We start from the raw sequence: 25,131 nt of genomic DNA on the forward strand, positions 1-25,131 counted from the left end.
ATCCATGTTTTTAGCTCAGATTTCTGACATGCACTTTCGCAGCGATGGCCGCAAACTGTATGACTTTATCGATGTGAACGGCTGCAACGCCGAAGTGGTCAGCCAGCTGAATGCGCTGGAAGAACAACCGGATGCGGTAGTGATCACCGGTGATATCGTTAACTGCGGTCTGCCGCAGGAATATGAGGTGGCGCGTCGCACGCTGGGCAATCTGCGTTATCCGCTGTACATCATTCCCGGCAACCACGACGACAAAGCACAGTTTCTGGAAGCGTTGCATTCGCTGTGTCCGCAGCTCGGCACCGATCCGCAAAACATGCATTACGCCATTGATGATTTCCCGATGCGTCTGCTGTTTATCGATTCGAGCCTGGCCGGAGAATCGAAGGGGTTCCTGACGCTGGAAACGCTGGCGTGGCTGGAAGGTCAGCTGGAGCAGGGGGGCGATAAGCCGACGGCGGTGTTTATGCACCACCCGCCGGTGAAAGTCGGCTCGGCACAGATGGACGCCATTTCGTGTGAAAACGGTGACCAGCTGCTGGCGCTGATTGATCGCTTTCCGTCGCTGGTTCGCGTGTTCTGCGGCCACACGCACCGTCTGATTTTTACGCAGTACAAACAGACGATCATCACCACCATTCCCGGCACGGTACATCAGGTGCCGTATTATCATCATAATCCGGCACCGTTTTATAACCTCGAGCCGGCGGCCTGCGTGATGCATCGTCTGGTGGATCACACCGGGCTGGTCAGTTATCTGCATCCGTTGTCACAATATCCCGGCCCCTATCTTTATGATGCGCAAATCAGTTGCCCGGTGGACTTTCAATGATGTCTGGCATTCGTCTGGAAAATATTACCAAACAGTTTGAAGGCAGCACGGCAGTGAATCAGCTGTCGCTGGAAATCACCGACGGTGAATTTCTGGTGCTGGTCGGGCCATCGGGTTGCGGCAAAAGTACCTTGCTGCGCCTGCTGGCCGGTCTGGAAGAGGTCAGCGACGGGCGCATTATACTCGACGGTAAGGATATCGCCGGGCTGTCGCCGCGCGAGCGCAATTTCTCGATGATCTTCCAGAACTACGCGCTGTTCCCGCACATGACCGTTGAACAAAACATCACGTTCGGCATGCGGATGCGCAATGAGCCGAAACATCTGCATCAGGCACGGGTAGATCGCGTCGCCGGATTATTACAGCTCGGGCCCTTGCTCAAACGCAAACCCGGCAAGTTATCCGGCGGTCAGCGGCAGCGGGTGGCGATGGCGCGCGCTATTGTGCGCGATCCTAAGTTGTTTCTGATGGATGAGCCGCTGTCGAATCTTGATGCACGCCTGCGCACGGAAGTGCGTGACGGTATCATGCAACTGCATAAACAACTGAAAACCAGCACTGTTTACGTCACACATGATCAGATGGAAGCCATGACCATGGCGGACAGGATCGCCGTGCTGGATAAAGGCCACCTGCAACAAATTGGCGCACCGGAAAGGTTGTATGCGCATCCGGCCAACCTGTTTGTCGCCGGGTTTATCGGCACACCATCGATGAATCTGTTTTTACTGCCGTGTGCTGATGGCATGCTGACGGTCGAAAATCAGCCGGTTCATCTGCCGCAAACTGAGCATGCGCAGGCACTCAATGAGGTGTATCTGGGCATCAGACCCGAACACATCAGCGACCAGCCTGCGGAAGGTGAAAGCCTGCAATTGCAGGCGACACTGACCTACCGCGAGTTGCTCGGCGCGGAGTATTTATGTCACGCCGACACGGCGATCGGGAAAATCCGCTACGTCCGTAAAAATCTGTTGCGGGAAAACAGCGGGAATATTCCACAACCCGGCGACCGCATCACATTGCATTTTTCTTTGCACGATCTTCATCTTTTTTCAGGCCAAAACCAGCAAAACCTGCACCGGGAGAATCACCATTATGCGTAACGTTCATGCGCTGGCGCTCGCCATCGGCTTGATTGCCGCGGGCACCGCCTCCGCCAAAGAAAATATCGATTTCATGTTCCCGGCGCCGGTTGACGGCAAACTGACCCTGGAAATGACCCGCGTTATCAAAGAGTTCAACCAGTCACAAAATGATATCGAAGTGCGCGGGATTTTTACCGGTAACTACGACACCACCAAAGTCAAAGCCGAAGCGGCGGCTAAATCAGGCCAGCCACCGGCGCTGGTGATTATGTCTGCTAACTTCACGGCGGATCTGGCGATTAAAAATGAAATTTTGCCGATGGATGAGCTGTTCAAATTCGGCGATCAGAAAGCCACGCCATTTCTGACGCAAAATTTCTGGCCTGCCCTGCGTCAGAACGCACAGGTTAACGGCGTGACCTATGCCATCCCGTTCCATAACTCGACGCCTATTCTTTATTACAACAAAGACATGTTCGCCAAAGCGGGCATTACCGCACCGCCGAAAGACTGGGATGAATTGCTGGCAGATTCGAAAAAGCTGACGGACTCGGCGAAAGGCCAGTGGGGCATCATGCTGCCGTCAACCAATGATGATTACGGCGGCTGGATTTTATCGGCACTGACCCGCGCCAACGGCGGCCAGTACTACAATGCCGATTATCCGGGCGAAGTCTATTACGACAAACCGTCCACACTGGGGGCACTGCGCTTCTGGCAGAATCTGGTATATCGCGACAAAGTGATGCCGCCGGGGGTGCTGAACTCGAAACAAATCAGCGCGGCATTTTTCTCCGGTAAACTCGGCATGGCGATGCTCAGTACCGGCGCGCTGGGCTTTATGCGTGAAAACACCAAAGATTTCGAGCTGGGCGTAGCCATGATGCCTGCCCAGGTGCGTAACGGTGTCACCATCGGCGGGGCGAGTCTGGTAAGTTTTAAAGGCATTTCCGACGACCAGAAAAAAGCCGCCTACACTTTCCTGCAATATCTGGTCAGCCCGAAAGTTAACGGTGCCTGGAGCCGCTTTACCGGCTATTTTTCACCGCGTATGGCGTCCTATGACACACCGGAAATGAAAGATTACCTGGCAAAGGATCCGCGTGCAGCGATTGCGCTGGAGCAGCTGAAATACGCCTATCCGTGGTATGCGACGTATGAAACCGTAGCCGTACGTCAGGCGATGGAAAATCAGCTGGCGGCACTGGTCAATAATGAGAAAGTCACGCCGGAAGCGGCGGCGGCACAGGCACAGAAAGACGCCGATACCCTCCTGAAACCTTACGTGGATTCCACGACACTGAATGTTCCTAAGTAGTTGATCTTGCGCCTTCCCCTCTCACGAGGGGAAGGTTTTTATTATTTCAGCCAGCCCTGTTGATGAGCATTATCCAGATGACTGCGGATATGCAGCCACAGTTCAGGATGGATATCGGCGATAAAGGCATTGCGGGCTAACACCTGCTCCAGACGGATATTATTTTCCACCCAGCTCTGACCCTGATTATTCAGGTTCATGACCATCGGCATCACACGGTCGATCACCAGCGCAAAGCGTGCTTCCGGCGTTTCACCCGCTTCGTATTCATCCCACAAATCCAGGAACTGGCGGTCGAGCGGCGCGGGCAAAAGGCCGAACAGACGTTTCGCTGCGATGATTTCCTGATCCTGAACTGCCGCGCGGGCAGCGAGATCGTAAACCAGCACGTCACCGGCATCAATTTCCACGATGTCATGGATCAACGCCATGCGGATGACTTTATTAATATCAATACCTGCCGGCGCAAAAGGTGCCAGAGACATCGCTGCCACGGCGAAATGCCAGCTATGTTCCGCGGAATTTTCCTGACGCTCAGTGCCTAAAACTTTTGTGCGGCGTTGCACGCTTTTCAGCTTGTCGATTTCCATCAGGAACTGAAAAACTTCAGTCATGGCACCGAAATCCAGCGGGGAAGTTGCTACAGACATAGTCAAACCTTAGTCATATTGACAGCATTGTTAATGGCGTTATCAGAGATTTCCGGTACACCTTAGTCCCTTGATGACAAAAAATCATGTTTTTGGGTGCGGTCAGCATCGTTCTTTTCTGAATGCCATGAGGAGAAATTATAAGCAAAGTGAATGAATTGAAGGGATTCCAGACGGTGTCACTCTGAAATGATGATCCTGATAAGGGACTGTAACATCGGGAAATACTCGTTTTAAGCTTACAGGTGTACACTGGAATAATTCTCAGCTACTCTGTCTGCGGTATGATTTATAATCAGCCGTTATAAGCAACCGGATTTGAAGCGCTTTTATATTCTTTTAACGTATTTTGCCTGGAGGGTTCTCAACGTATGGGTAAGTTGTCTCCATCACCACAGGGATATCCGTGGGCTGAAGAGATTGCCAACAGCCTCAGTCACGGCGTGGGTCTGATTTTCGGGATTGTCGGATTGGTGCTGTTGCTGGTTCAGGCAGTAGGCGATAACGCCAGCGCCATGGCGATCACCAGCTACAGTTTGTACGGCGGCAGCATGATTCTGCTGTATCTGGCCTCCACGCTGTATCATGCGATACCGCATCAGAAAGCCAAATACTGGCTGAAAAAACTTGATCACTGCGCGATTTATTTACTGATCGCCGGTACCTACACGCCGTTCCTGCTGGTCGGGCTCAATTCTCCTCTGGCGAAAGGATTAATGGCGGTGATCTGGGGGCTGGCGCTGTTCGGCGTGATTTTTAAACTGGCGTTTGCGCACCGTTTTGAGGTGCTTTCCCTGGTCACGTATCTGACAATGGGCTGGCTGTCACTGATTGTGATTTATCAGCTGGCGACCAAACTTTCCCCTGGCGGTGTGATATTGCTGGCGCTGGGTGGCTTGATATACACGCTGGGCGTTATTTTTTACGCTTCAAAACGTTATCGGTTCGGTCACGCCATCTGGCACGGATTCGTGCTTGGCGGCAGTGCCTGCCACTTTTTAGCCATCTATTTTTACGTCTGACGTGTTTTCAGTCACGAAGGCGCTTTAAGAAAAGGAAACGCGGAGCCTGATGCTCCGCTTTTTTGTGCTCGCTATTTATGGGGCGTATCTGACCACCACTGGACCAGCGAGGGCACCGGCCGCAGATCGTAATGTGCCTCGCCCAGCAAATGATTAAGGATTTTTGCCGAGCGCCACGCGGTCAGCGTCAGTTGCCCTTCGGCACTGCCGTGGCTGTGGATCCCGGAATTCACTGCGTAAATGCGGTTCTGCTCCGGACCATCCCAGCGCAGATTGAAATTCGGCTGCAGCGGCAAATGTTGCTCGCGGTCATAAGGAATACGTGCCAGCAGCGGTTCAAGATAATCCGGTAAACCGGGGCGGTACCCGGTCGCCAGGATCACCATATCGGCACTGAAATGTTCCTCGCATTTTTCCAGCCCGTGCTTTGCCTGCAAACTGAAATCGCCAGCCGCATTACGCACGATATGATCCAATGCGCGGTGGGGCAACAAACGCACGTTACGCGGCTGATGCAGCACGTCGAAACGGTGGTAAAGCTGCTTATAGATGTCTTCCAGCGTGTGATAACTGATGCCGTCAGAAGGCAGTTTTTGCGTTTCTATTTCCTGCTCGCGCACCTCTTCCGGCAGCGTATAAAAGTAGTTCACATACTCTGGGGTAAAATATTCATTGGTGAAAATTGATTCATCCAGTGGCTGAAAATTAGGGCGCCGGGATATCCAGCTCAGTTCGGTGAATTCGCCCCAGTGGCCGCTCAGTGCGTTAAGAACGATGTCGGCACCGCTCTGTCCGCCGCCGACTACTACCACCCGTTTACCGGTGAAATCAGGCTCACGCAGTTCTATTTCTGCAGCATGAAAACAGTTATCCCCCAGTGCTGCCCGTGCCGGTTTAGGGATCCACGGTGCATGACCGGTGCCGAGGCAAATATTGCGCGCGCGGTGCTTGCCTTTTTCACTCTGCACGATAAATTCCTGCCGCTTATCGTCGAAATCAATCCGCTCAACCGGTTCGGAAAAATGCAAACCCGTAATGCGGTCGCACGCCCAGCGCAGATAATCGGAAAACTCATCGCGGCTGATGATCAGCTGTTCCGTGGCCAGAAAACGGTAAATTTTCTTCTGCTCAACCAGATAATTAATAAACGAGAATTCGCTGCGCGGCGCAACGGTAGTGACCAGATCCTGCAGGACGTAGGTCTGCATGGTCGCCGTGGGTAATAACATACCGGGATGCCAGCTGAATTCCGGGTTAGCGTCGAAGAAAGCAGCGTTGAGTTTTTCCGTGTCTTTTGCCATGGCGGCGAGACTGAGATTAAAGGGACCGATACCAATACCAACCAAATCCTTCACGGGCATCTTTCTATTCCTTATGTTTTTAGGATACTTTGGAAACAATGTTATTAAGCATAGGTCAGCCGACAGCGACTGGCCTTTTTCCCGATAGCTTATTGAAATATTGCTCTATGCATTCACTTTGCCTTTTCTTACTCAACGATTAAAAAGGATTTGCTATGACCCGCTTGCGTCGTTTTAAACAAGTTGATGTGTTCACCGCTGAGCCGCTCAAAGGCAATGCACTGGCCGTAATACTAGATTCGGAAGGGCTGACGGATGCCGAAATGTTTGCCATGGCCCGCTGGACCAATCTTGCGGAAACGGCGTTTGTGATCAAACCGACGTCACCCGAAGCGGATTACGGCGTGCGGATTTTCACTACTGACAAAGAGCTGCCGTTCGCCGGACATCCGACGCTGGGTACGGCATATGCGCTGTTGCAAAGCGGGCTGAAGCCTAAAAATTCTGGCTATCTGGTGCAGGAATGCGGTGTCGGGTTGGTGCAGGTAAAACAGCTGGCAGAAGGCGGTCAGGCATTTTCCGCTCCGCCTGCACAACTGAAACCGCTGGAGACTGAACATCATGCGTTGCTGGAAACCGCGCTGCGCGGCGGCAACATTCAGGCTGACGTCATGCCGGTATCGGTCGATATGGGCATCATCTGGCTGGTCGTGCGAATGGAAAGTGCGCAGGACTGTCTGAATATCACGGCCGATGCCGCCGCGGTCAGTCAGTTGCAAACACAGCTGGGGATTAACGGTATCGCAGTCTATGGTTTACACGATAAAAACGGCCCGGCGGATTATGAAGTGCGGGCGATTATCGACGAAAACGGTGTGCTGAAAGAAGATCCGGTCACCGGCAGCGCCAATGCCTGTCTGGCGCGGGTGCTGAAAGCGGCGAATTTCCCGGATGGTGCGCATATGGCACAAACCTACCGCGTGCGTCAGGGAACGAAGCTCCAGCGCGATGGCCGCGTGACTGTCACCTTTGTGGATGGCGAACCGTGGATCGGCGGCGATAGCTGTACGCTGATCGACGGCACGTTAGATCTCTGATCAGCGGGGCATCAGCCCGTGTTGCGCCGTTTGTAACAGATGTATAAACGCCTGCATGTACGGTGTGGCATGCAGGTTATGGCGGTGCAGCAACCAGGTGCGGTTTTTTACCGTCGCGCCGTCCACTGTGATCGGGCGGCGGTAAAAATGCTCCGGCAGCGGTAAATAAGGAGCGACAATCGCGTAACCCAGTCCGTGTTCCACCATCGCCATGCACACTTCCAGTTTGTCGACTTCCATTGTGACAGTCGGTGCATGCGAAAAGTTGGCATTCCACCAGCGTTCAATCAGTTGCGTCACGTGCGCACCGTGGTGAATTTTTATCTGCGGCATGTGCGGCAACAGGGCGAAATCAAAATCCTGACTGTTGACCAGCACGTAATCATCTTCTTCAATCAGATGCTTGCTTTCCTTCCAGTTAAAATCGTCCTTCACCAGCGCGATATCAATTTCCCCGCGCAACAGCTTCTGAATGATCTCCTCGCTAAAACCGCTCATCAGATTCACACGGATCCCCGGATGTGTCTGCCGGAACTGGCTGAGCAATGGCGGAAGACGGTACGCCGCGTAGTTGCTCGACACGCCCAGTGAAATCTCTCCCTGCTGCTCCTGATCCAGACTGTGCAGATTGAGTTTCAGTTGCTGTAAATCATTGAGCACGGTGACGGCGTGTTGCGCGAGATATTCGCCCTGTGCGCTGAAGGTCAGCCCTTTTTGTCCTTCTTCAAACAGACGGATCGCCAGCTTGCGTTCAATCTGGCGTAAACGGTAACTGAGCGCGGGTTGTGAGGTATAAAGCTGTTCCGCTGCACGGGTGATATTTTTATGCTGATATACCGCCCGCAATATCAGCCAGTCTTTCTCGTTCATCGTTTTTCCGCCACCCGTAAAATCCTTCCTCCATAAAATATTTTTTGCGTAAAAAGCGCAACAGATAAAAAGGCTCAATTTGACCGAAAACAGTAAAAGCCCTATTTCTGTTGGTGTAGCGGCGCGTCATCGTCGCACCAAGTTGCATTTACCCGAAAATAATTTTTGGTCTTGCACCATCGCAGGGAATAAAACATGTCTGGTTGCACTACATCGGTTCATCACGCCAAAGAACAGAAAGCTGAGATTATCGCAGCTGTGGATTCTCTCGCAGCACAGGCCAGTGCGCTGGCGCTGAGCATTCATGCCAACCCTGAACTCAGCTTTGAGGAAGCCGAATCGGCAGCGGCACTGATTGCGCCACTGCGGGCGGCAGGATTTGAGATTGAGGTTCAGTCGGGCGGCTTGCCGACGGCATTCCGCGCGACGTTTGACAGCGGTAAGCCGGGCCCTGTGATCGCGTTGCTGGCGGAATACGATGCGCTGAAGGAACTGGGGCACGCCTGCGGACATAACCTGATTGGCACGGCGTCCGTGACGGCCGCGCTGGCGCTGAAACAACAATCGCATCTGCTGACCGGCAAGCTGGAAGTGATCGGTACACCGGCAGAGGAAGAGGGCGGCGGGAAAATTATTCTCAGCGAGAAAGGCATTTTCGACCATGTCGACGCGGTGATGATGTTCCATCCGCGCGATAAAACCATGGTGGTACGCGGCGGGCTGGCATGTGTGGATGCGATATTTAAATTCTATGGCAAAGCGGCGCATGCGGCATCAGCTCCCCAGAACGGGATCAGCGCGCTCGATGCGGTGATCCACACCTTCAACGGCATTAATGCCCTGCGTCAGTTGTTCACCGACGATGTGCGCGTGCACGGCATTATTTCCGATGGTGGCAGTGCGACCAATATTGTTCCGGCTTATGCGGAAGCGAAATTCCTGATGCGCGCTGAAACGGTCAGGGGTCTCAGTACCGTCAAACAAAAAGTGTTTGATGCGGCGCGGGGTGCGGCGCTGATGGCCGGTGCGCGGCTGGAAATTGAAGAAGGGCTGACCTACGCCGAGCGCAATAACAACCTGACGCTGGCGGAATACTTTAAACAAAATCTGGACATCCTCGGCGTAGAAGTGGTTCCGCCGCCGCTCAGTGGCGGGATCGGTTCTTCTGATATCGGCAACGTCAGCCAGGTAACGGCGGCGATCCACCCGTATATCCGTATTGGTGATGTGCTGCCACATACACCGGAATTTGCCGAAGCTGCCGGTTCCGAAGCCGGTCTGCAGGCTATGTTGCAGGCGGCAAAAGCGCTGGCGATGACGACAGTTGATCTGTGTCAGGACGGTGCAAAACTTCAGGCCGTTCGGGAAGAGTTTTTAAACTGGAAGTCCCGTTTTTAAGTTCACAATCAAAATAATAACCTTGGGTATGAGGACAGGATAATGATGAAAAAAATACAAGTGGCTGCCCTTATGGCAATGATCTTGGGCAGCGCACTGGCGCATGCCGAAGGCGAAACGCTGCGTGTCGGCGCTGATTTAAGTTATCCGCCGTTCCAGTTCCGTGATGCTGCGGGGACGCCGACCGGCTTTGAAATTGATGTCACCAACGCCATCTGCAAAGAGATGAAAGTCAAATGTGACTATGTGGTCAGCAGCTTTGACGCGGAAATCCCTTCGCTGATTGCCAAAAAAGTGGATTTCATTTCGCCGCAGGGGGCGACCGAAAAACGCCGCAAAGTGATCGACTTCAGCGATTTTGTGTATCACATCCCGACCAAACTGGTGGTGCAAAAAGGCAGCCCGCTGTTGCCGACGCCGGAATCGTTGCAGGGTAAGCGTATCGCGGTTCAGCAGGGTTCGATTCAGGAAATGTATGCCAATACTTTCTGGCAGCCGAAAGGAGTGGATGTGGTGGCGTATGCCGATCAGGACACCATTTATCAGGATCTGGTGGCCGGACGCCTGGACGGTGCGCTCAGCCCGGCGGTGGCGGTGACTTTTGGCTTCCTCAACAAACCGGAAGGCAGGAATTTTACCCTGACCGGCCCGGAAGTGCGTGACGATAAACTGTTCAGCATCGGTTCGTCGTACGGCCTGCGTAAAGGCGATGATCACATCAAAAAACTGCTCAATGACGGCCTGGCAAAAATCATGGCTGACGGTACCTGGGAAAAGATTAAGACCCATTACTTCGGTCCGCTGGACATATCGGTTCATCAGGAAAAGGTTAAATAATCATGGGATTGCGCCAGCCGGTTCGTGAGTTTTTATTACCCCTGATGGATGGGCTGCTGCGTGAATTTTCCACGTTGCACCGGCTTTCCGGCTGCGATGATGCGGAGCGGGCGGCGCAGCACATGGTGTCTGTGTTGCAGGAGCAAGGTCTGGATGCGCGGCTGTTGCATTGCCCGCTGTATCTCAGCGATCCGCTGGCCGGAAGGTTGCGTCTGCCTGAGTTTCCGCAATGGCAGTGCAATGCCAAAACCCGTTCATTCTCGGCACATTGCCCGCAGGGCGTGGAGGGGCACGGCTATTATGATGCCGGTGCCTGTAAATCACGTACAGATCATGAATGGCAACGTTGGGCGCAGGAGGTAAAAGGCAAAATCGTGATTGCTGGCCAGGGTTTTGAAGATTATGTACAACGCCTGTGTGCCGCAGGTGCCGCCGGACTTATTCATATTTGGGGCTCGGCTGAAACAGCGTTGCATGAAGAAACTGTCGGACCGGTCTGGGGAACGCCCGAACCGGATGATTTTCTGCGTTATCCGCGCCTGCCGGTGATTTCCGTTAATCACCAGGACGGTCAGCATTTGTTAAAGAAGTTACAGCAACATCCGCTGATGAGGCTGGAAATTGCCACGGAACTGAATTTTCACGTCGCCGGATGCAGCATGCCGGTGGTGGATATTCCCGGCAGTACGCCGGAATTCGTACTCCTCTCCTCACATTACGATTCCTGGCATGAGGGGGTTACGGACAACGCGACCGGTAATGCGCTTTGTCTGGCGATGGCCATCCATTTTCATCAGCAGCCGCAAAGGTTGCTGCGCGGGTTGCGGATTATCTGGTGGCCCGGGCATTCTAACGCCCGCTATGGAGGCTCCACCTGGTATGCCGATAACTACCGCCAGTCACTGAAACAGCATTGTGTGGCGCACATTAACGTCGATTCACCGGGGTGTCAGGATGCGGTGAATATTGTGCTCAATGCCAGCGGTGCGGAATCACAGTCTTTTTTAAATGCGGCGGTGGAAGCCGTGACCGGCGACCCGCCGCAGTGCATTATCCCTCCGGGCAAAGGCGGTGATCAGTCATTCTGGGGCTGTGGTGTGCCGCTGCATTTTGCCTTTCGCGAAATCCCGCTGGAAAAAACCAGTCAGTCGCCAGGCAGTGGCGGTGGCTGGTGGTGGCACACACAAGACGACACTTACGATAAAGTGGATTTGAATATTCTGTGGCGCGATACACAAATCCACGCGCACTGGCTGGAAGGTCTGCTGACACAGACCGCGCTACCGCTGGATCCGCTGACGTATCTGAACGGTTTACAGCAATCACTGGCAGAACTGGCCACCAGCGTTTCACCTGAATTTGATCTCTCCGCCGTGGCTGAAAAATTACAGCAATTACAGCCTGTTTTGAGTGAACTGACCACCAACTGGCAGACGGAGCCACAGATCTGGCAGCCTCAGATGAAGCAGGCGATTGCCGGTTTGCATCGTCTGCGTTACAGCTCCGTAGACGATTTCCATTACGACCTGAGTTATCGCGGCGGTGCCTTCCCCGGTTTTCAGGAACTGGCTGCACGGCGGGAAGATACCTCGCCGGAAATGTGGCTGATGATGACGACGCGTTTTCGCCGTCAGCACGACCGTGCGCTGGCGCTGCTGGAAAATGTGGAAGCTATTTGTCGCTCATGACCAGCAGATACCGGCAAGGCTCAGCGCCGGGATTACTGAATGTGATGGGCAAATCCACGCCAAACGTCAGTGCATCACCCGCCGATAAGGCATATTTTTCAGCACCATAATCTATGGTCAGCGTCCCTTCCACCAGCCATAAACGTTGTTTATAGGCCTGATGATTCCAGCCAGGATAACTGATGCGGGCGGCGGCGGGCAGCGTGATTTCAACCAGTTCCGGGCCGCCGTTTTCCTGATGTGCGGTTACCTGACGTCGCAGATAACCGATATCCGGATCCTGCCAGATTTCCTGTTGCGCCAGCGGACGCAAGGGGGCGGGCTGTTCGTTATCTTCTGAAAGTAGCTGCGCCAGCGAAACGCCCAGACTGGCCGCGAGGCGGCCTAACAGACTGGCACTCGGGCTGCTGTCCTGCCGTTCAATTTTCGAAATCATTGCCTTACTGACGCCCGAACTGCCGGAGAGTTGTTCGAGACTTAAACCCTGCGCTTTTCGCAAAGCCTGCAGGCGTGTGGCGATCAATTGGTCGATTGACATAAGGTCAGTTCCGTTGTTTACTTTTGTAGAATTAATTCTACTATAGTGGAATTTACCGCATAACGGAAGCCAACGGGAATGACTGATGAAAATGATTACCTGCACTGAACGCCAGCATGCTGTGGCAATTTTGGATATTTTTAATGAGGCGATCCTGACATCCACCGCGCTTTATGATTATAAACCGCGCCACATCGACAGTATGACAGCCTGGTTTGCGACTAAACTGACCCATAATTTTCCGGTGATCGGACTGCAGGACGAACAGGGTGCGTTGCTGGGTTTTGCCAGTTACGGCACGTTCCGCGCCTGGCCTGCGTATAAATATTCGGTCGAGCATTCGATTTATATTCATAAAGATCACCGTGGCAAAGGATTGGGCAAAATCCTGCTGAACGCGCTGGTTGATGTCGCGCGTGAGAGGGGCGTACACACCCTGATTGGTGCCATTGATGCGGCTAACAGTGGCAGCATTGCCCTGCACGAAAAAAATGGATTCAGTCATGCCGGCACGATTAAACAGGCGGCTTTCAAATTTGATCGCTGGCTGGATCTGGCCTTTTATCAGATGATCCTCGAGACGCCCTTAAAACCGGTTGCAGGCTGAATGCTTGGTGCAGAATGAGAAAGCAAGAGCCGGAGGGTACGGGTGTTAACGGCGGCTTATGCTGACCGTTATCCAGTCGGTAATGTGAGGCAGAAAATGTCAGATAAAACAGGCGTTGTTAAAAATAAGACAGGGGAAAACTCCACCCGTGTGCAGAGCCAGGATCCGCGCTGGCAGGCAGTAGTCAGTTGTGATGCAAAGGCTGATGGCAGGTTTGTTTATGCAGTCAAAACCACGGGGATTTACTGCGCACCTTCGTGCCCGTCCCGCCAGCCGAATCCGGAAAATATTCTTTATTTTGATGATGCCGAAGCCGCAGAACAGGCAGGATTTCGTCCCTGCAAGCGCTGCCGTCAGGGGCTGATTTCACTGGCGCAGTTTCATGCTCAGCGCGTGGCTCAGGCCTGCCGGTTGCTGGAACAATCAGCCGACATGCTGACGCTGAATCAGTTGGCTGCCGGGGTGGGCATCAGCGCCTATCATTTTCATCGCCTGTTTAAAGCGCAAACCGGCCTGACGCCTAAAGAATACCAACAGGCGCAGCGGGCACGACGCGTACGTGAAAACCTGACACATTCCGCGACGGTCACCGAGGCGATCCATGCGGCGGGCTATCCTTCCGATGGCCGGTTTTATGAAACCTCTGCAGCGACGCTGGGCATGACGCCACAAAATTTCCGATCAGGTGGTCGCGATGTCCGCGTCTGGTTTGCCATCGGCAAATCTTCTCTGGGCGATATACTGGTCGCCGAAAGTCAGCGGGGGATTTGCGCTATTTTGCTGGGGGATGATCCTGAGAAGCTGATTAACGAACTGCAAAACAGTTTTCCACAGGCAGAATTATTGGGTGGCGATCCGGATTTCGAGCGGCGAATTGCCTCGGTCATCGGCTTTGTGGAAGCGCCACATATCGGTCTGGATTTGCCGCTGGATATTCGCGGTACGGCTTTCCAGCAGCGTGTCTGGCAGGCACTCCGTGATATCCCGCCGGGAAGCACCGCCAGTTATGCCGAAATTGCCCATAAAATCGGTTCGCCGAAATCAGTCCGCGCGGTGGCCGGAGCCTGTGCCGCGAACCTGCTGGCAGTTGCAATCCCCTGCCATCGGGTGGTGAAAACCGGCGGCAATATTTCTGGTTATCGCTGGGGCGTGGAACGAAAACGAAGTTTGCTGGCGCGGGAAGAGAAGGGCTGACTATACTGAGCAGACTTAATGATTTCGTGGATTTTTTATAATGAGGGATGCCGTGCCAGCCTGCACTTTACGGATTGCTGAACCCAAAGATATCGACGCGCTTGCCCAATTACATGTTGCCATCTGGCGTGATACTTATCGTGAACTTGCTCCTGCGGAGGCCTTTGCGGCGCTTGATGTCCCGCGCCGTCAGGCTTTCTGGCAGGATAAATTTGCACATCCCGTAGCCGGTCAGGGTATTTTCATTGCAGAAACTGATGGCGTTTTCGCCGGATTTTGTCTGGCGTCGGCTTCCTCAAACCCGGAATTTGGCAACATGGCTGAAATCAAATTCCTGTATGTTTCCCCGCTGTTCAAACGTCAGGGAATCGGCAAGCGGTTAATCGCTGAGGCTGCAAGACATCTGGCCGGTGAGGGTTTCCGGGGCGCAGGGCTTGGTGTGGTGGAAGGTAACGAACCCGCCATCCTCTTTTACCGTGCCCTGGGAGGCAGGGAGGCCGGGCGCTATACCGATGCCGGGCCTCTCTGGCGCTCACCGAATATAATTTATGCGTGGCCTGATATCAGCGTGCTGACTGCACTGTAAATCCCCTTCGCGGCGAAATACTGCCTGCGTCAGTGAATAACGCAGGCGATCTTCACTGACGCAGTGCTTCCAGCCGCTGCTTTTGCTGACCTTCGGCAGTGAAATTCTCTGCACTTAACCAGCGTTCAAACGCGGTTTTTGAGGCTGGCCATTCAGAGTCGAGAACGGAATACCAGCAGGTGTCACGGTTATGCCCTTTATTGACGATGGCCTGACGGAACATCCCTTCATATTGAAACCCGAAACGCTGCGCGGCCAGTTTTGACGGCTCATTCAGGCTGTGGCATTTCCATTCGCAGCGGCGATATTTCAGCGTATCGAACAGATAACGTTGCAGCAGGTAAATCGCTTCAGTGCCAAAACGTGTTCGTTTCATCAGCGGAGACCAATTCACCCAGCCAATTTCGGCCACGCCATTCACGGCATCAATACGCATCAGGGAAACGCTGCCGACTGCGCGTTGTGTCTGTATATCGACAACTGCGAAAAACAGCGGATCCTCACTTCTGGCCTGTTGGGAAATGAACAGATCGCAATCAGCCTGGGTCGCAGGGCGATCGACGGAGAGATACGTCCAGTCGCGGTTATCATCAATGCTGTGCCAGGCCTTAAACAGATCCTGACTATGGCGTTCAGTATTCAGCGGTTCCAGGCGGCACCAGTGACCATCAAGCTGAACATGAGAAGGTCGTTCGCGGGGTTGCCAGTCGGGAAGGGCATCACCAATGGGTTGGCCAAAGTGGTTAAGGGTGGTCATAGCAGTTTCCATTTTACTATCAATGAACTTCCATAAAATCAGAATGGAATGGTGGCTGCAACCGGCGCTTTAATAAAAATCTGTAAAGCGGGTGTTTGACCCGCTTATTAATAAAGGCCCGTTATAAGCACCCGGCACTGCCACAGATCCTGATTTTTTCCTCAACCACTTTTTGCATCGCCAGTTTGCCGGGCACGATGTATTTGCGGGGATCATTCGCATCCGGATGTCGTGCAAAATACTCTTTTACCGCACCGGCAAAGGCTATTTTCAGCTCGGTGGCAACATTGACTTTGCAAATGCCCAGTTCAATCGCCTGGCGTATCATGTTTTCAGGAATACCGGACGCACCATGAAGCACCAGCGGAATATCGACCTGCTGGCGGATTTGCCCAAGGCGGCTGAAATCCAGCTTCGGTTCCCCCTGATACAGGCCATGCGCAGAGCCAATGGCAACGGCCAGTGAATCAATGCGTGTGGATTCAACAAAATGCTTAGCCACAACGGGATCGGTGAAAATACCGTCACCTTCCTCTACCACCAGATCATCTTCTTGTCCGCCAAGTCGGCCGAGTTCTGCTTCGACACTGGCATCAAAGGCATGACACAGCCGGACAGTTTCACGCACATGTTGGATGTTTTGTGCCAGCGGGAAATGCGATGCATCGATCATTACGGAGCGGATGCCTGCCCGGACTTTACTTTCGATATCGCCCTGATCCTCATGATGGTCCAGATGCAGTGCCAGTGGAATGCGATACTTCCGCGCAGCCTCATGGCATATCGAGATCAGGTAATCTGTGCCCGCATAACTGAATGTCCCCGGCGTTCCGGCAAGGATCACCGGGGAACTCATGGCTGCCGCCGTTTCTGCAACAACTTGTACCGTCTCGAGATTATGTACGTTAAAAGCAGGAACGGCATAACACCCGCGCTGAGCCGCGAGCAGCATTTCTCTGTTAGAAATCAGATACATTTTATCGGCCTCCTGTCATATCCAGCAGAATCTTTCCTGTCATCGGCTTGCCAGCCAGCGCGGCGACCTCCCGGATAAACTCTTGCGGACGGGCAACACTGGCGATCAGGGGTTCAAGGCTGAGTTTATTCTCAGTAAAAAGCTGAATGGCCTGCCGCCACTCACTGCCCGGCCATGGAGAGGAATAATTCATCCAGCTGCCGAGTAAAGTCAGCTCTTTGCGCAGGATATGGCCGAAAGTGGCGACGTCTAACGTCAGCTCTTTGTGTAAGGTGCCGACCAGCGCGATTTGCGCTTTGGGGCCGGCAATATTGAGAGACAGAGCCACGGTTTGTGCCGTACCTGCCGTTTCAACAATCAGCTGATTAAAGCGCCTTTCGTGAGTTTGCTGGCGGATGTCATCAGCATTGCACGTTGCGCTGTTATAAACGTGGCTTGCGCCTGTTTCCTCTGCCAGGGCAAGGCGCTGCGGATTGATGTCGATGGCTGTCACCGATTTCGCGCCCAGCGCGCTGGCGGCCTGAATGACTAATTGCCCGATGGTGCCCGCGCCAATCACTATTACCTCTTTACCCTGACAACCTCCTGCCAGTTTCAGTGCATGCAAACCAACGGTGAGCGGTTCCAGAAAAGCACCTTGCAGGAGGGAAAAATTTTCCGGCAATTTGAATAAATTTTTCCGCGAAACCACAATGAATTCAGCATGGCCGCCACTGCGTCGGGAGCCGATGAACTGATAGTGCTTACACTGGGAATACGCTGTTTGACGGCATTCTTCGCACTGAAAACAGGGTAATAAAGGTACGCAGGCCACGGCATCCCCCTCGTGTAAATCGGTCACATCTTCTCCGGTGCTGATGACGTGGCCACTAAATTCGTGGCCCAATGTGATGGGGTAAAAATGTGAGCTGCTGGCGAAAATACGCGGAATATCGGACCCGCACAGCCCGGAGTAGGCAATGCGAACCAGAACTTCATCGGGAGCACTCAGCGTGGGAGCAGGTTGCTCTTCAACAGTTAGTCTGCTGTCAGCATGTACAACGACAGATTTCATAGTCAGATTCCTTAGGCGGGGAATACCCCCGCCGGGATGAAAGTTAAGAGTTAGCCAGTGCAGCGGCTGCCCGTTTTTCTGTTTGTGTGAATTGACGGGCGCGACGCCATGTCAGGAATACGCCGATAGCGTAAATAACGCCGATGATAGTCAGCCCTGCGATGTTTTTAAGTGTGCAAAGTTGGATGAGTAAATACGTGATCGGCGAGCCACCCTGATCGAGTGAAGCCACTCTTCCGCCAGCCGTGAGTGCACCTGCATTCGCGGCCAACTGGGTGTGCAAATCAATGGTCTGTGTGGCTATCCACAGCGTGATACTCATGATGATGCAGCCCGAAATCAGCGTGCGGAACAGGTTGCCCTGATGCACGGCAACCGCGATGGCAACGAAGAAACCGATAGTGGCGAGGTCACCAAACGGCAAGACCTGATTTCCGGGGACAAGCACAGCGATAAGAATTGTCAGAGGGATAAAAATCAGGCTGGCGGAAACCACGGCGGTATGACCCAGTAATAACGCCGGATCCAGACCAATCAGGAACTCCTGTCCGCCAAAGCGGGCCTGCAGACGCGTACGGGCATGACGGGCGATAGGCGTTAAACCGTCCATTATCGGTTTGATAACCCGTGGCATCAGAAGCATGACTGCAGCGGTTTTAACGGCCAGCTGCAATATGCCTTTGACGTCGTACCCGGCGAGATAACCAATAATCAGCCCCATCACTAAACCGACGGTGACCGGTTCACCAAACGGACCGAAACGCTTTTGCACGTCATCAGCACTGAAGTGAATTTTGTTCAGCCCCGGGATCTTCTCAATGACGGTATCAACCAGGACTGCGATCGGCCCGAGATAGGCTGAGGAACCATGTGGGATAGCAATGCCTTCCAGATTAAAGAAATCACGCGTGTCCTTTGCAAACCAGTCGCCCAGCTTGTAGATGAATGCGGCATGTAAAATCACCCCCATGATCCCCAGCCAGTAAGAGCCTGTAGCAAGGTGCAACATGGCGCCTGTGAATGTCATGTGCCAGATATTCCAGATGTCCACATTGACGACACGGGTCATACGCGTCAGCAACATCACAATGTTCACACCGATTGCAATCGGAATAGCAACCAGCGCAATTTGTGATGCCCAGGTCATTGGCGACGAGCCTGGCCAGCCAATATCGACGACCTGCAGGTTAATTTCGAAATGCTCTGCCATGGCTTTTGCCGCAGGCCCGATGGAATCGAGCATCAGGCCGATGACCAGACCGATTCCGACAAAACCAATACCAATGTGAATGGCAGATTTAAATGAATCCCCAAGTTTCATCCCTAATATCAGCGAGAAAACGATGATCACCCCAGGCAGCATGACTGTCGGGCCGAGATCGAGGATGTAGCGCATGATGTCGGTAAACATGACTTACTCCTGTAACAGGGTCAGTATTTGCTGGCGCAATGTATCCATGCCCACGCCGGAGATAAACGGCATGCCATGTACAACCGGAATACTGCCAAATGTCCGGTCCACTTTGGCGGTGGTACAAATCAGATGAGCACCGTCCATATAGGTTTCGATTTCTGTTACCCGGCACTGCACCAGATCCACATGTATGCCATGTGCCTCACACAATTCTTTGATTTCCTCCGCTGCCAGCGTAGAGGTGGCAACAGCTCCGCCACAGGCGACTATAATTTTTCGCTTCACGGTAAGGCTCCTTAACAAATTGTTTTAAATGTTATTTTTGTAGGTAAGACATCGGGGTTATTGCTTATGGTATTTTCAGGTACACACAGCGGATCGCTTCTCAGGAGCAGGCAGAAAAATGTGCTGTTCAAAAAGCGCGGCTAATTGTTCTTCCGGAACTGTCAGTAGACGTTCAAAAAAAACAGGTTCCTGTAACTGGCTGAATAACTGACGCAATAGCTTCAGCTGTTCGGACGGATGAGTGACAATCAGGGCAATGATGAGTCTGGCGGGAATCGTTCCTTCGTCATCAGCCTGAAAAAATTCCACTGTGGTATCTGGCCTGATCAGATAAATGGCCGGGCTGCGGGCATGAATGGCTTCGCAATGCGGAATGGCGACAGCATGATGTTCAAGCTGGATGCCGGTTGGATATTCAGCCTCGCGATGTATCAGCGCCTGCGGATACGTCGTTTCCACCACGCCCTCCTGCACCATACGTTCACCGATATGTGCGAGTGCCTCGTGATAATCCGCAAAACTGATACCGGTTTTGACGAAGATTGCGCAGTTATGCATGGCAGACTCCTTCACATACTGTCTGCGACGGCGTGCAACCGAAGTGATACGCGCGCAGAACGTCCTGAATTTTATCGATGATAAGTTCATGCGGATCGCTGGTAAGTGCACCGGTCATCACCCGTTCAAACTGAGCAGGCAGGTATTGGCTCAGCAGACCAAGCGGGATATCTACTGAACGCAGGTTAGCCATTAAAACGTCCATCGCCCGGTTGATACGGACATGAGGCCAGTAGTAGCGAATACGATCGGATAAGCTGAAATGCAGATCGATAAGTGACAGGCTGAATGTCGGGTTGTAATACTTTTTCCAGTAACCGGGCTCATCCAGCATGACGCCATCAATAACCGTCAGGATCTGGCTGCGGCACTCTGGCGCAATCAATACCTGTTCAATGTTGGCCAGGGAAAAAACGGCTTCCCGCAAAGCGAAAGTCAGTGCAGGACCCACTTTCAGGATAGCGAAGTGATCTTTCACCAGACTGCGGTAAGAATCGCGGGTCTGGTAATCGGTAGAATGGGCTTCATAAACCAGAGGTGTGGCAGCAATATAAGCTGACAGCTCCTGGGCAAGATCGGGCTGATAATGAATCACGCGGCTGTGATCGAATTCAACGCCGGGCTGGACCACGATGGCAATGATCCGATCCAGGGCATCATTCAGCCCGAGTTCGCGAAATGCCTGATGGTGCATTTCCAGAGTCGCTTTTGCATCTCTGGTTTCGGTGATATGAACATGCTGGATCGCCGATGACTCACCGCCTGGGACGGGGACTTCAGTGCCAATGACATAGGTCAGCAATGCTTTCTGCTGTGGCGTTGCCACTTCTTCAGCGACCTGACATAAACGCGCTGCACGCTGAGCTACGACGAAAGGATCCAAAGGAACAGGATCGTCTGCACAGGACATGGACGCATCCAGATGAATTTTGCTGAATCCGGCTTCGACATAGCGCGCAATAAGGTCTTGTGCTTTTGCCATCGCTGTTTCAGCGTTTTCATGCTGCCAGCAGTTTGGCCCCAGATGATCGCCCCCTAAAATCAGACGCGGTAACGGGAATCCAATTCTCTCGGCAATGGCGAGAACGAAATCTCGGAAATCAATGGGTTGCATGCCTGTATAGCCGCCAAACTGATTGACCTGGTTGGACGTTGCCTCGATCAGCACTTTGCGGTCAGTGTGCAAATCTTCCCGTAATGCAGCTTCAATCACCAGCGGATGCGCAGAGCATACTGAGCAGATGCCGATCCTTTCGCCTGTCTTGTGTTTAGCAATAATGTCTTTCATTTTAGGCCTCCGTTTGTTTCCGAAGAGGATCATACCTTTCCGAAAGGCAAACAATAGCGTTTTGCAGATTTCGTGATGATGATCGGAATAATTCGTAAGTTTATTTCATTCGATTGCTTTCGTTTATGAAGGCATCTCGTGAAACGAAAAGATAAAATCGCCGTGCGCAGCGTCAACCTGTCGGGAGTTGCTGTGATTCACATCGTGCGGAATTTTTACTCCTCATTCAGGTGCCTTTTGTTTACACTGGGAGGTATATGACCTTTCGGATTACCCATAATGAATACTTATGAACGTCGCAATAGAATCATTGATTTAGTGAATGAGAATGGCAGTGTTCTGGTTGCTGAGCTTTCGAGTGCTTTCGAAGTTTCAGAGGTTACGATTCGTTCTGACCTGAGTTTGCTGGAACAAAAAGGTGCGCTCAGTCGTTTTCATGGCGGTGCGGCAAAGCGGACTGCCAGAGAAACGGCAGGTCACGACAAACCGCTGGATGAAATGGTTCTGGAAGAGCGTTACCTTCACGCCAGCGATCCGAAAAAACGCATCGCTCAGACTGCCGCAGGGTTGGTTAAGTCGGGTGACACCGTGATCCTCGACAGCGGCAGCACCACCATGCTGCTGGCTGAAGAGTTGGTGAAAGCGGGTGATATCACTGTCATTACTAATAACTTACCTGCTGCCTTTGTGTTATCCGAAAACCCGGATATCACGCTGGTTGTCTGCGGGGGAACACTGCGTCACAAAACGCGCTCACTGCATGGCAACATTACGGAATATGCATTGCAGGGTATCGTCGCAAACCTCATGTTTGTCGGCGCTGATGGCCTGGATGCGGCAACAGGGATCACCACATTTAATGAAGGCTATAGCATCAGCGGTATCATGGCCGATGCTGCTCAGCGGGTCGTGGTGGTCACAGATTCCACCAAATTTGGACGACGCGGCTATAACCTGGTGCTCCCTATGGAAAAAATCGACACCATCATTACTGACACCGGTATCAGCGATGATGTGCAACGGGCGCTTAAACAAACCTCTACAGAGATTATTGTCGTCTGATTTTTAGCCGCTTCCGCCATCAACCGTGCAGACTTTACGACTGCTGACGAATCAATAAAACAGGCAGATCTGAGGGTTGCGCAGATGTGCGGGGAAAAACATAGGCGTTTCAGTAACAGCTATTCATAAGTGGAAGCTGTATCCAAAAACTGCCGCAGAGAAAGGTTCCTGCGACAGCGGGGGAGTGAAGGCGACTGAACGTTGAGAAGCAATAATAAAGCCGCAAATCCTTTCGGGGGGCGGCTTTATTTGCGTTAACGGGCTTATCTGGTGATAACGGGCTTCGGGAAGTTAAGATAAATAGTTGGCTTTTTTCAAATAATAAAAAAGCGTAGTGGTGTATGCCTGAATATAAATCGATTCCGAAAATAAGGTGCGTAAACCTGAGACTTTTATTAATTATAATTGTTGGAGTTCCCAGGCTTTACGGATGAGCTGTAGGTCAGGTTTGAAGCGTGACATATGCCGTATACCGATGACAGGAACATCTGATAGTTTGAAACGAGCCATAAAACTGAACGTAGCGTAGTAGCTACTTTGATTTACATATTGAGGTTTACACCCCTTCCCAAAATGATCGCTCATTAACCTTGCTGCTGAATGTGAGTTCATTCCGTTACTATACGCAATAATCAGTTCGGGCTGGCATAAGGGTAACGTAACTTCTTCAAAGAACCGCATTGATTTCTCGATAAGATTATTAAGGCTCCCAATCGGACTGCTGAGCGCTGCTTTTTTAACAGAGTTTGCATCCTTGGAGCACATAAGTAATGCATTGGTATAAACGGTCTCATACCATCGAAACCCAAGTTCTTCCGGAATGTTATATAAACGGTTCGCAAGATGTTTTATCCCCCAGGCTCCCTCCATGCCGGCTTTAATATTTGAGAAGTCGGGGGAGTGAAACCCTTCAATTATGACTTGTTTGTTCGTAAAGCATTCGTCTGCTTGAGAACCGTTGAATCCCATGATTATTAGACGTTTTCTTTCTGGAGGAGCAGATAGCAACTCGAATGAGCAATCGTAAGGGCGACCCTTTAGGTCGCATAAATCAAGTCGTTCAAGCCCTTCCAGGATAAATTTTTTGGTAATTTCCATGGCGTTTGACTTATGTAGTGAGTTTAATCTTAATAGAACCATTAATTTGATGAATAGGAAACTGGTCCAAAAAAATATTTATGAATAAACTCTTTGTAATGTTTGTTTGTTTTTATTTATCAGTGGGTTATTGCATTTTTGGTGATTATTGACTGTTTTGTAGATAAGCAGCGGTTATTTTATGTATGCGAAAACAGGCCTTAAAATCAACGCATCAGGCTGTAATGCCGCTTTCGAATAAGGCGGATTTTTCATTAATACGGTGCAAAACCGTCCCTCCGGACAGCCTTTTCTCTGGCTAGCCTGTCCTTGCGAGCTCTGCATGCATAGGGTGCATGGTTTTGCATGCAATCGGGAGTGCTCAAAATGGCTCAAAACCCATGCTACACTGGCTTTCAGGGGCTTTTCTTGATGCATTAAAACCAGCGAGCTAAGTCAGCAGCGGGCAGGCGGGGAGAATTGCGCGCGAACCATACTTTAGAAGGTTAGGTCTTAAGAGCGGTCTGAGAATGATATAAAAATTTTGTTTTGGCTGGTAAACAACCAGCCCTATTAAAAGGCTGGCTAGAGAAAAAACTTTAAATTTCTGAGAGTATTTTGTGGCGAAATGTTTCTGAGCGAACTACTCGGGATTTACGATTATTCGTCCCTTGATACATGCATGGGTAATATTCTTTATAAGGAGATGCACTATCTTTATATAGATAAAGGTCTTTAGAGAATGAGTTTAATAGTTCACGAAGTGAGTCGATAGGAGGTATATGTTTTTCGAGTTCCTCAATTCCAGTTCGTTCGGCACTGTCAAGGATGAATTTTGATATTTCAACTAACATGGTAAAGAAGTTTGATTTTCGAAACCATACGGAATCAATTGGTAACTTCATTTCGTCTACCAATGCAAAAACCATTATTAAAAGTTTTTTCATGTCTTCCTTTCTTGGATATTTTTCGTTGTATCTCTCAATGATGTCTTCTAATTCGGAGTCTTGGGAGAAATAACCATTATTTTCAATTGTGGACATTATTAGTAATATGTAATGTAAGTCTGCCATTCTATCTAGCTCTGAGGATTTAAGTACTCCATAATCTTCTATTTTGATAGAGTCTAATATTTCTTTGGCAGTTCTTATAAACTCACCGTCATAGATCGCATTTTGAATTTCAATAGCATCAAGGCTAAACTTGGTGAGGTTTATGCGTCTAAATACCTCTCTAATAGTTGTTTCTTCTACTTTACCTATATTACGAACTACAACTTTATAACCTAGGAAAGATTCCTTTTGTTCTTTTGATAAATCTTTATACTCAGGGGTTTTATTAAAATTCTCGGTATCTACACCCTCAATATAACGTTTGATTGTTGTTAATCTTTGCTGCCCATCAATGACAAGCGTGGTTGAATTAAAAGTCACAGTATCTATATCACCATCACATATATATACTTCGGGGAAAGGGAATCCCTTCAAAATGGTATCGATAAACTCTTCTTGATGCCTCATAGTCCATACAAAATTTCTTTGGAAAGGGGGCTTGAGGATAAGTGACCCATCTCTAATTTGTTTATAAAGATCAGACACGCGAGGAGTTATGCTATTGGTCTCAATTTTCATAGG

The 25,131-nt window shown here is 51.4% G+C and carries 25 protein-coding genes; 12 read left to right on the plus strand and 13 right to left on the minus strand.

Annotated features, from left to right (window positions below):
• Positions 1–4: 4 nt before the first annotated feature.
• From ACOZIO_RS10795 to ACOZIO_RS10805, 3 genes are read left to right on the plus strand one after another with little or no spacing between them, the layout of a single operon-like run.
• Positions 5–832: a phosphodiesterase gene (locus ACOZIO_RS10795; protein ID WP_129952991.1), complete on the plus strand. Its 828-nt coding sequence runs from the start codon at positions 5–7 to the stop codon at positions 830–832.
• Entirely contained in the window at positions 832–1,938 is a 1,107-nt protein-coding gene (locus ACOZIO_RS10800) for an ABC transporter ATP-binding protein (protein ID WP_205952659.1), read from the plus strand. Before ACOZIO_RS10795 ends, ACOZIO_RS10800 begins: the two co-directional genes overlap by 1 nt.
• Complete coding sequence (locus ACOZIO_RS10805) at positions 1,931–3,238, plus strand: ABC transporter substrate-binding protein (RefSeq protein ID WP_129952989.1); 1,308 nt, start codon at positions 1,931–1,933, stop codon at positions 3,236–3,238. Before ACOZIO_RS10800 ends, ACOZIO_RS10805 begins: the two co-directional genes overlap by 8 nt.
• A gap of 41 nt (positions 3,239–3,279) precedes the next feature.
• Here ACOZIO_RS10805 and ACOZIO_RS10810 read toward each other — a convergent pair whose 3' ends face one another.
• Positions 3,280–3,888 carry an HD domain-containing protein gene (locus ACOZIO_RS10810; protein WP_129952988.1) on the minus strand — a complete coding sequence of 203 codons (609 nt, stop codon included), beginning with the start codon at positions 3,886–3,888 and terminating at the stop codon, positions 3,280–3,282.
• Between the two features lie 371 nt (positions 3,889–4,259).
• Between ACOZIO_RS10810 and trhA the strand changes: the two genes are divergently transcribed.
• Positions 4,260–4,910, plus strand: a complete 651-nt coding sequence (gene trhA / locus ACOZIO_RS10815; protein WP_129952987.1) for a PAQR family membrane homeostasis protein TrhA — start codon at positions 4,260–4,262, stop codon at positions 4,908–4,910.
• 71 nt (positions 4,911–4,981) lie between these two features.
• Here trhA and ACOZIO_RS10820 read toward each other — a convergent pair whose 3' ends face one another.
• Entirely contained in the window at positions 4,982–6,271 is a 1,290-nt protein-coding gene (locus ACOZIO_RS10820; protein WP_421595260.1) for a lysine N(6)-hydroxylase/L-ornithine N(5)-oxygenase family protein, read from the minus strand.
• 155 nt (positions 6,272–6,426) lie between these two features.
• On the opposite strand from ACOZIO_RS10820, the gene ACOZIO_RS10825 reads away from it, so the two are divergent.
• Positions 6,427–7,308 (plus strand): PhzF family phenazine biosynthesis protein, encoded by an 882-nt coding sequence (locus tag ACOZIO_RS10825; protein ID WP_235173261.1) that lies wholly within the window; start codon positions 6,427–6,429, stop codon positions 7,306–7,308.
• Here the strand turns inward: ACOZIO_RS10825 and ACOZIO_RS10830 are convergent, their stop codons facing one another.
• Entirely contained in the window at positions 7,309–8,178 is an 870-nt protein-coding gene (locus tag ACOZIO_RS10830) for a LysR family transcriptional regulator (protein WP_129952984.1), read from the minus strand.
• 195 nt (positions 8,179–8,373) lie between these two features.
• Here ACOZIO_RS10830 and ACOZIO_RS10835 point away from each other — a divergent pair, with 195 nt between their 5' ends.
• Genes ACOZIO_RS10835 through ACOZIO_RS10845 form a run of 3 tightly spaced genes read left to right on the plus strand, consistent with a single transcriptional unit; the run spans position 8,374 to position 12,101 of the window.
• Positions 8,374–9,576, plus strand: a complete 1,203-nt coding sequence (locus ACOZIO_RS10835) for a M20 family metallopeptidase (protein WP_421595261.1) — start codon at positions 8,374–8,376, stop codon at positions 9,574–9,576.
• Positions 9,577–9,618: 42 nt separating this feature from the next.
• Complete coding sequence (locus ACOZIO_RS10840; protein WP_217220059.1) at positions 9,619–10,413, plus strand: transporter substrate-binding domain-containing protein; 795 nt, start codon at positions 9,619–9,621, stop codon at positions 10,411–10,413.
• Positions 10,414–10,415: 2 nt separating this feature from the next.
• Complete coding sequence (locus ACOZIO_RS10845; protein ID WP_421595262.1) at positions 10,416–12,101, plus strand: M28 family peptidase; 1,686 nt, start codon at positions 10,416–10,418, stop codon at positions 12,099–12,101.
• Here the strand turns inward: ACOZIO_RS10845 and ACOZIO_RS10850 are convergent.
• Positions 12,085–12,639, minus strand: a complete 555-nt coding sequence (locus ACOZIO_RS10850) for a helix-turn-helix domain-containing protein (protein WP_129952980.1) — start codon at positions 12,637–12,639, stop codon at positions 12,085–12,087. The genes ACOZIO_RS10845 and ACOZIO_RS10850 overlap by 17 nt on opposite strands.
• Positions 12,640–12,724: 85 nt before the next feature.
• On the opposite strand from ACOZIO_RS10850, the gene ACOZIO_RS10855 reads away from it, so the two are divergent.
• The 3 genes from ACOZIO_RS10855 (at position 12,725) to ACOZIO_RS10865 (ending at position 15,026) form a co-directional block, all read left to right on the plus strand.
• The gene (locus ACOZIO_RS10855) at positions 12,725–13,246 is read left to right on the plus strand and encodes a GNAT family N-acetyltransferase (protein WP_129952979.1); all 522 of its coding nucleotides are present in this window, start codon (positions 12,725–12,727) and stop codon (positions 13,244–13,246) included.
• Between the two features lie 96 nt (positions 13,247–13,342).
• Entirely contained in the window at positions 13,343–14,440 is a 1,098-nt protein-coding gene (gene ada / locus ACOZIO_RS10860; RefSeq protein WP_217139396.1) for a bifunctional DNA-binding transcriptional regulator/O6-methylguanine-DNA methyltransferase Ada, read from the plus strand.
• Positions 14,441–14,492: 52 nt separating this feature from the next.
• The gene (locus tag ACOZIO_RS10865) at positions 14,493–15,026 is read left to right on the plus strand and encodes a GNAT family N-acetyltransferase (RefSeq protein WP_129991431.1); all 534 of its coding nucleotides are present in this window, start codon (positions 14,493–14,495) and stop codon (positions 15,024–15,026) included.
• Positions 15,027–15,078: 52 nt separating this feature from the next.
• On the opposite strand, the gene ACOZIO_RS10870 is transcribed toward ACOZIO_RS10865, so the two are convergent.
• From ACOZIO_RS10870 to gatZ, 7 genes are all read right to left on the minus strand, one after another.
• The gene (locus ACOZIO_RS10870) at positions 15,079–15,783 is read right to left on the minus strand and encodes a GNAT family N-acetyltransferase (RefSeq protein ID WP_129952976.1); all 705 of its coding nucleotides are present in this window, start codon (positions 15,781–15,783) and stop codon (positions 15,079–15,081) included.
• A gap of 121 nt (positions 15,784–15,904) precedes the next feature.
• Positions 15,905–16,759, minus strand: a complete 855-nt coding sequence (locus tag ACOZIO_RS10875) for a tagatose bisphosphate family class II aldolase (RefSeq protein WP_129952975.1) — start codon at positions 16,757–16,759, stop codon at positions 15,905–15,907.
• Between the two features lies 1 nt (position 16,760).
• The gene (gatD, locus tag ACOZIO_RS10880; protein WP_217220052.1) at positions 16,761–17,813 is read right to left on the minus strand and encodes a galactitol-1-phosphate 5-dehydrogenase; all 1,053 of its coding nucleotides are present in this window, start codon (positions 17,811–17,813) and stop codon (positions 16,761–16,763) included.
• Between the two features lie 43 nt (positions 17,814–17,856).
• Entirely contained in the window at positions 17,857–19,224 is a 1,368-nt protein-coding gene (locus ACOZIO_RS10885; protein WP_129952973.1) for a galactitol-specific PTS transporter subunit IIC, read from the minus strand.
• Between the two features lie 3 nt (positions 19,225–19,227).
• Entirely contained in the window at positions 19,228–19,512 is a 285-nt protein-coding gene (gene gatB / locus ACOZIO_RS10890; protein ID WP_129991434.1) for a PTS galactitol transporter subunit IIB, read from the minus strand.
• A gap of 75 nt (positions 19,513–19,587) precedes the next feature.
• The gene (gatA, locus tag ACOZIO_RS10895) at positions 19,588–20,070 is read right to left on the minus strand and encodes a PTS galactitol transporter subunit IIA (RefSeq protein ID WP_129991435.1); all 483 of its coding nucleotides are present in this window, start codon (positions 20,068–20,070) and stop codon (positions 19,588–19,590) included.
• Entirely contained in the window at positions 20,063–21,358 is a 1,296-nt protein-coding gene (gene gatZ, locus ACOZIO_RS10900; protein ID WP_129952970.1) for a tagatose-bisphosphate aldolase subunit GatZ, read from the minus strand. The genes gatA and gatZ overlap by 8 nt, the downstream gene beginning before the upstream one ends.
• A 279-nt stretch (positions 21,359–21,637) precedes the next feature.
• Between gatZ and ACOZIO_RS10905 the strand changes: the two genes are divergently transcribed.
• Positions 21,638–22,420, plus strand: a complete 783-nt coding sequence (locus ACOZIO_RS10905; protein WP_129952969.1) for a DeoR/GlpR family DNA-binding transcription regulator — start codon at positions 21,638–21,640, stop codon at positions 22,418–22,420.
• A 399-nt stretch (positions 22,421–22,819) separates the two neighbouring features.
• On the opposite strand, the gene ACOZIO_RS10910 is transcribed toward ACOZIO_RS10905, so the two are convergent.
• Entirely contained in the window at positions 22,820–23,518 is a 699-nt protein-coding gene (locus ACOZIO_RS10910) for a hypothetical protein (RefSeq protein WP_421595263.1), read from the minus strand.
• Positions 23,519–24,096: 578 nt separating this feature from the next.
• Positions 24,097–25,128, minus strand: a complete 1,032-nt coding sequence (locus ACOZIO_RS10915; RefSeq protein WP_421595264.1) for a DUF262 domain-containing protein — start codon at positions 25,126–25,128, stop codon at positions 24,097–24,099.
• Positions 25,129–25,131: the final 3 nt, after the last annotated feature.

Origin of the sequence: Rahnella sp. PD4 (assembly GCF_049199325.1) — a bacterium.
Taxonomy (GTDB): domain Bacteria; phylum Pseudomonadota; class Gammaproteobacteria; order Enterobacterales; family Enterobacteriaceae; genus Rahnella; species Rahnella perminowiae.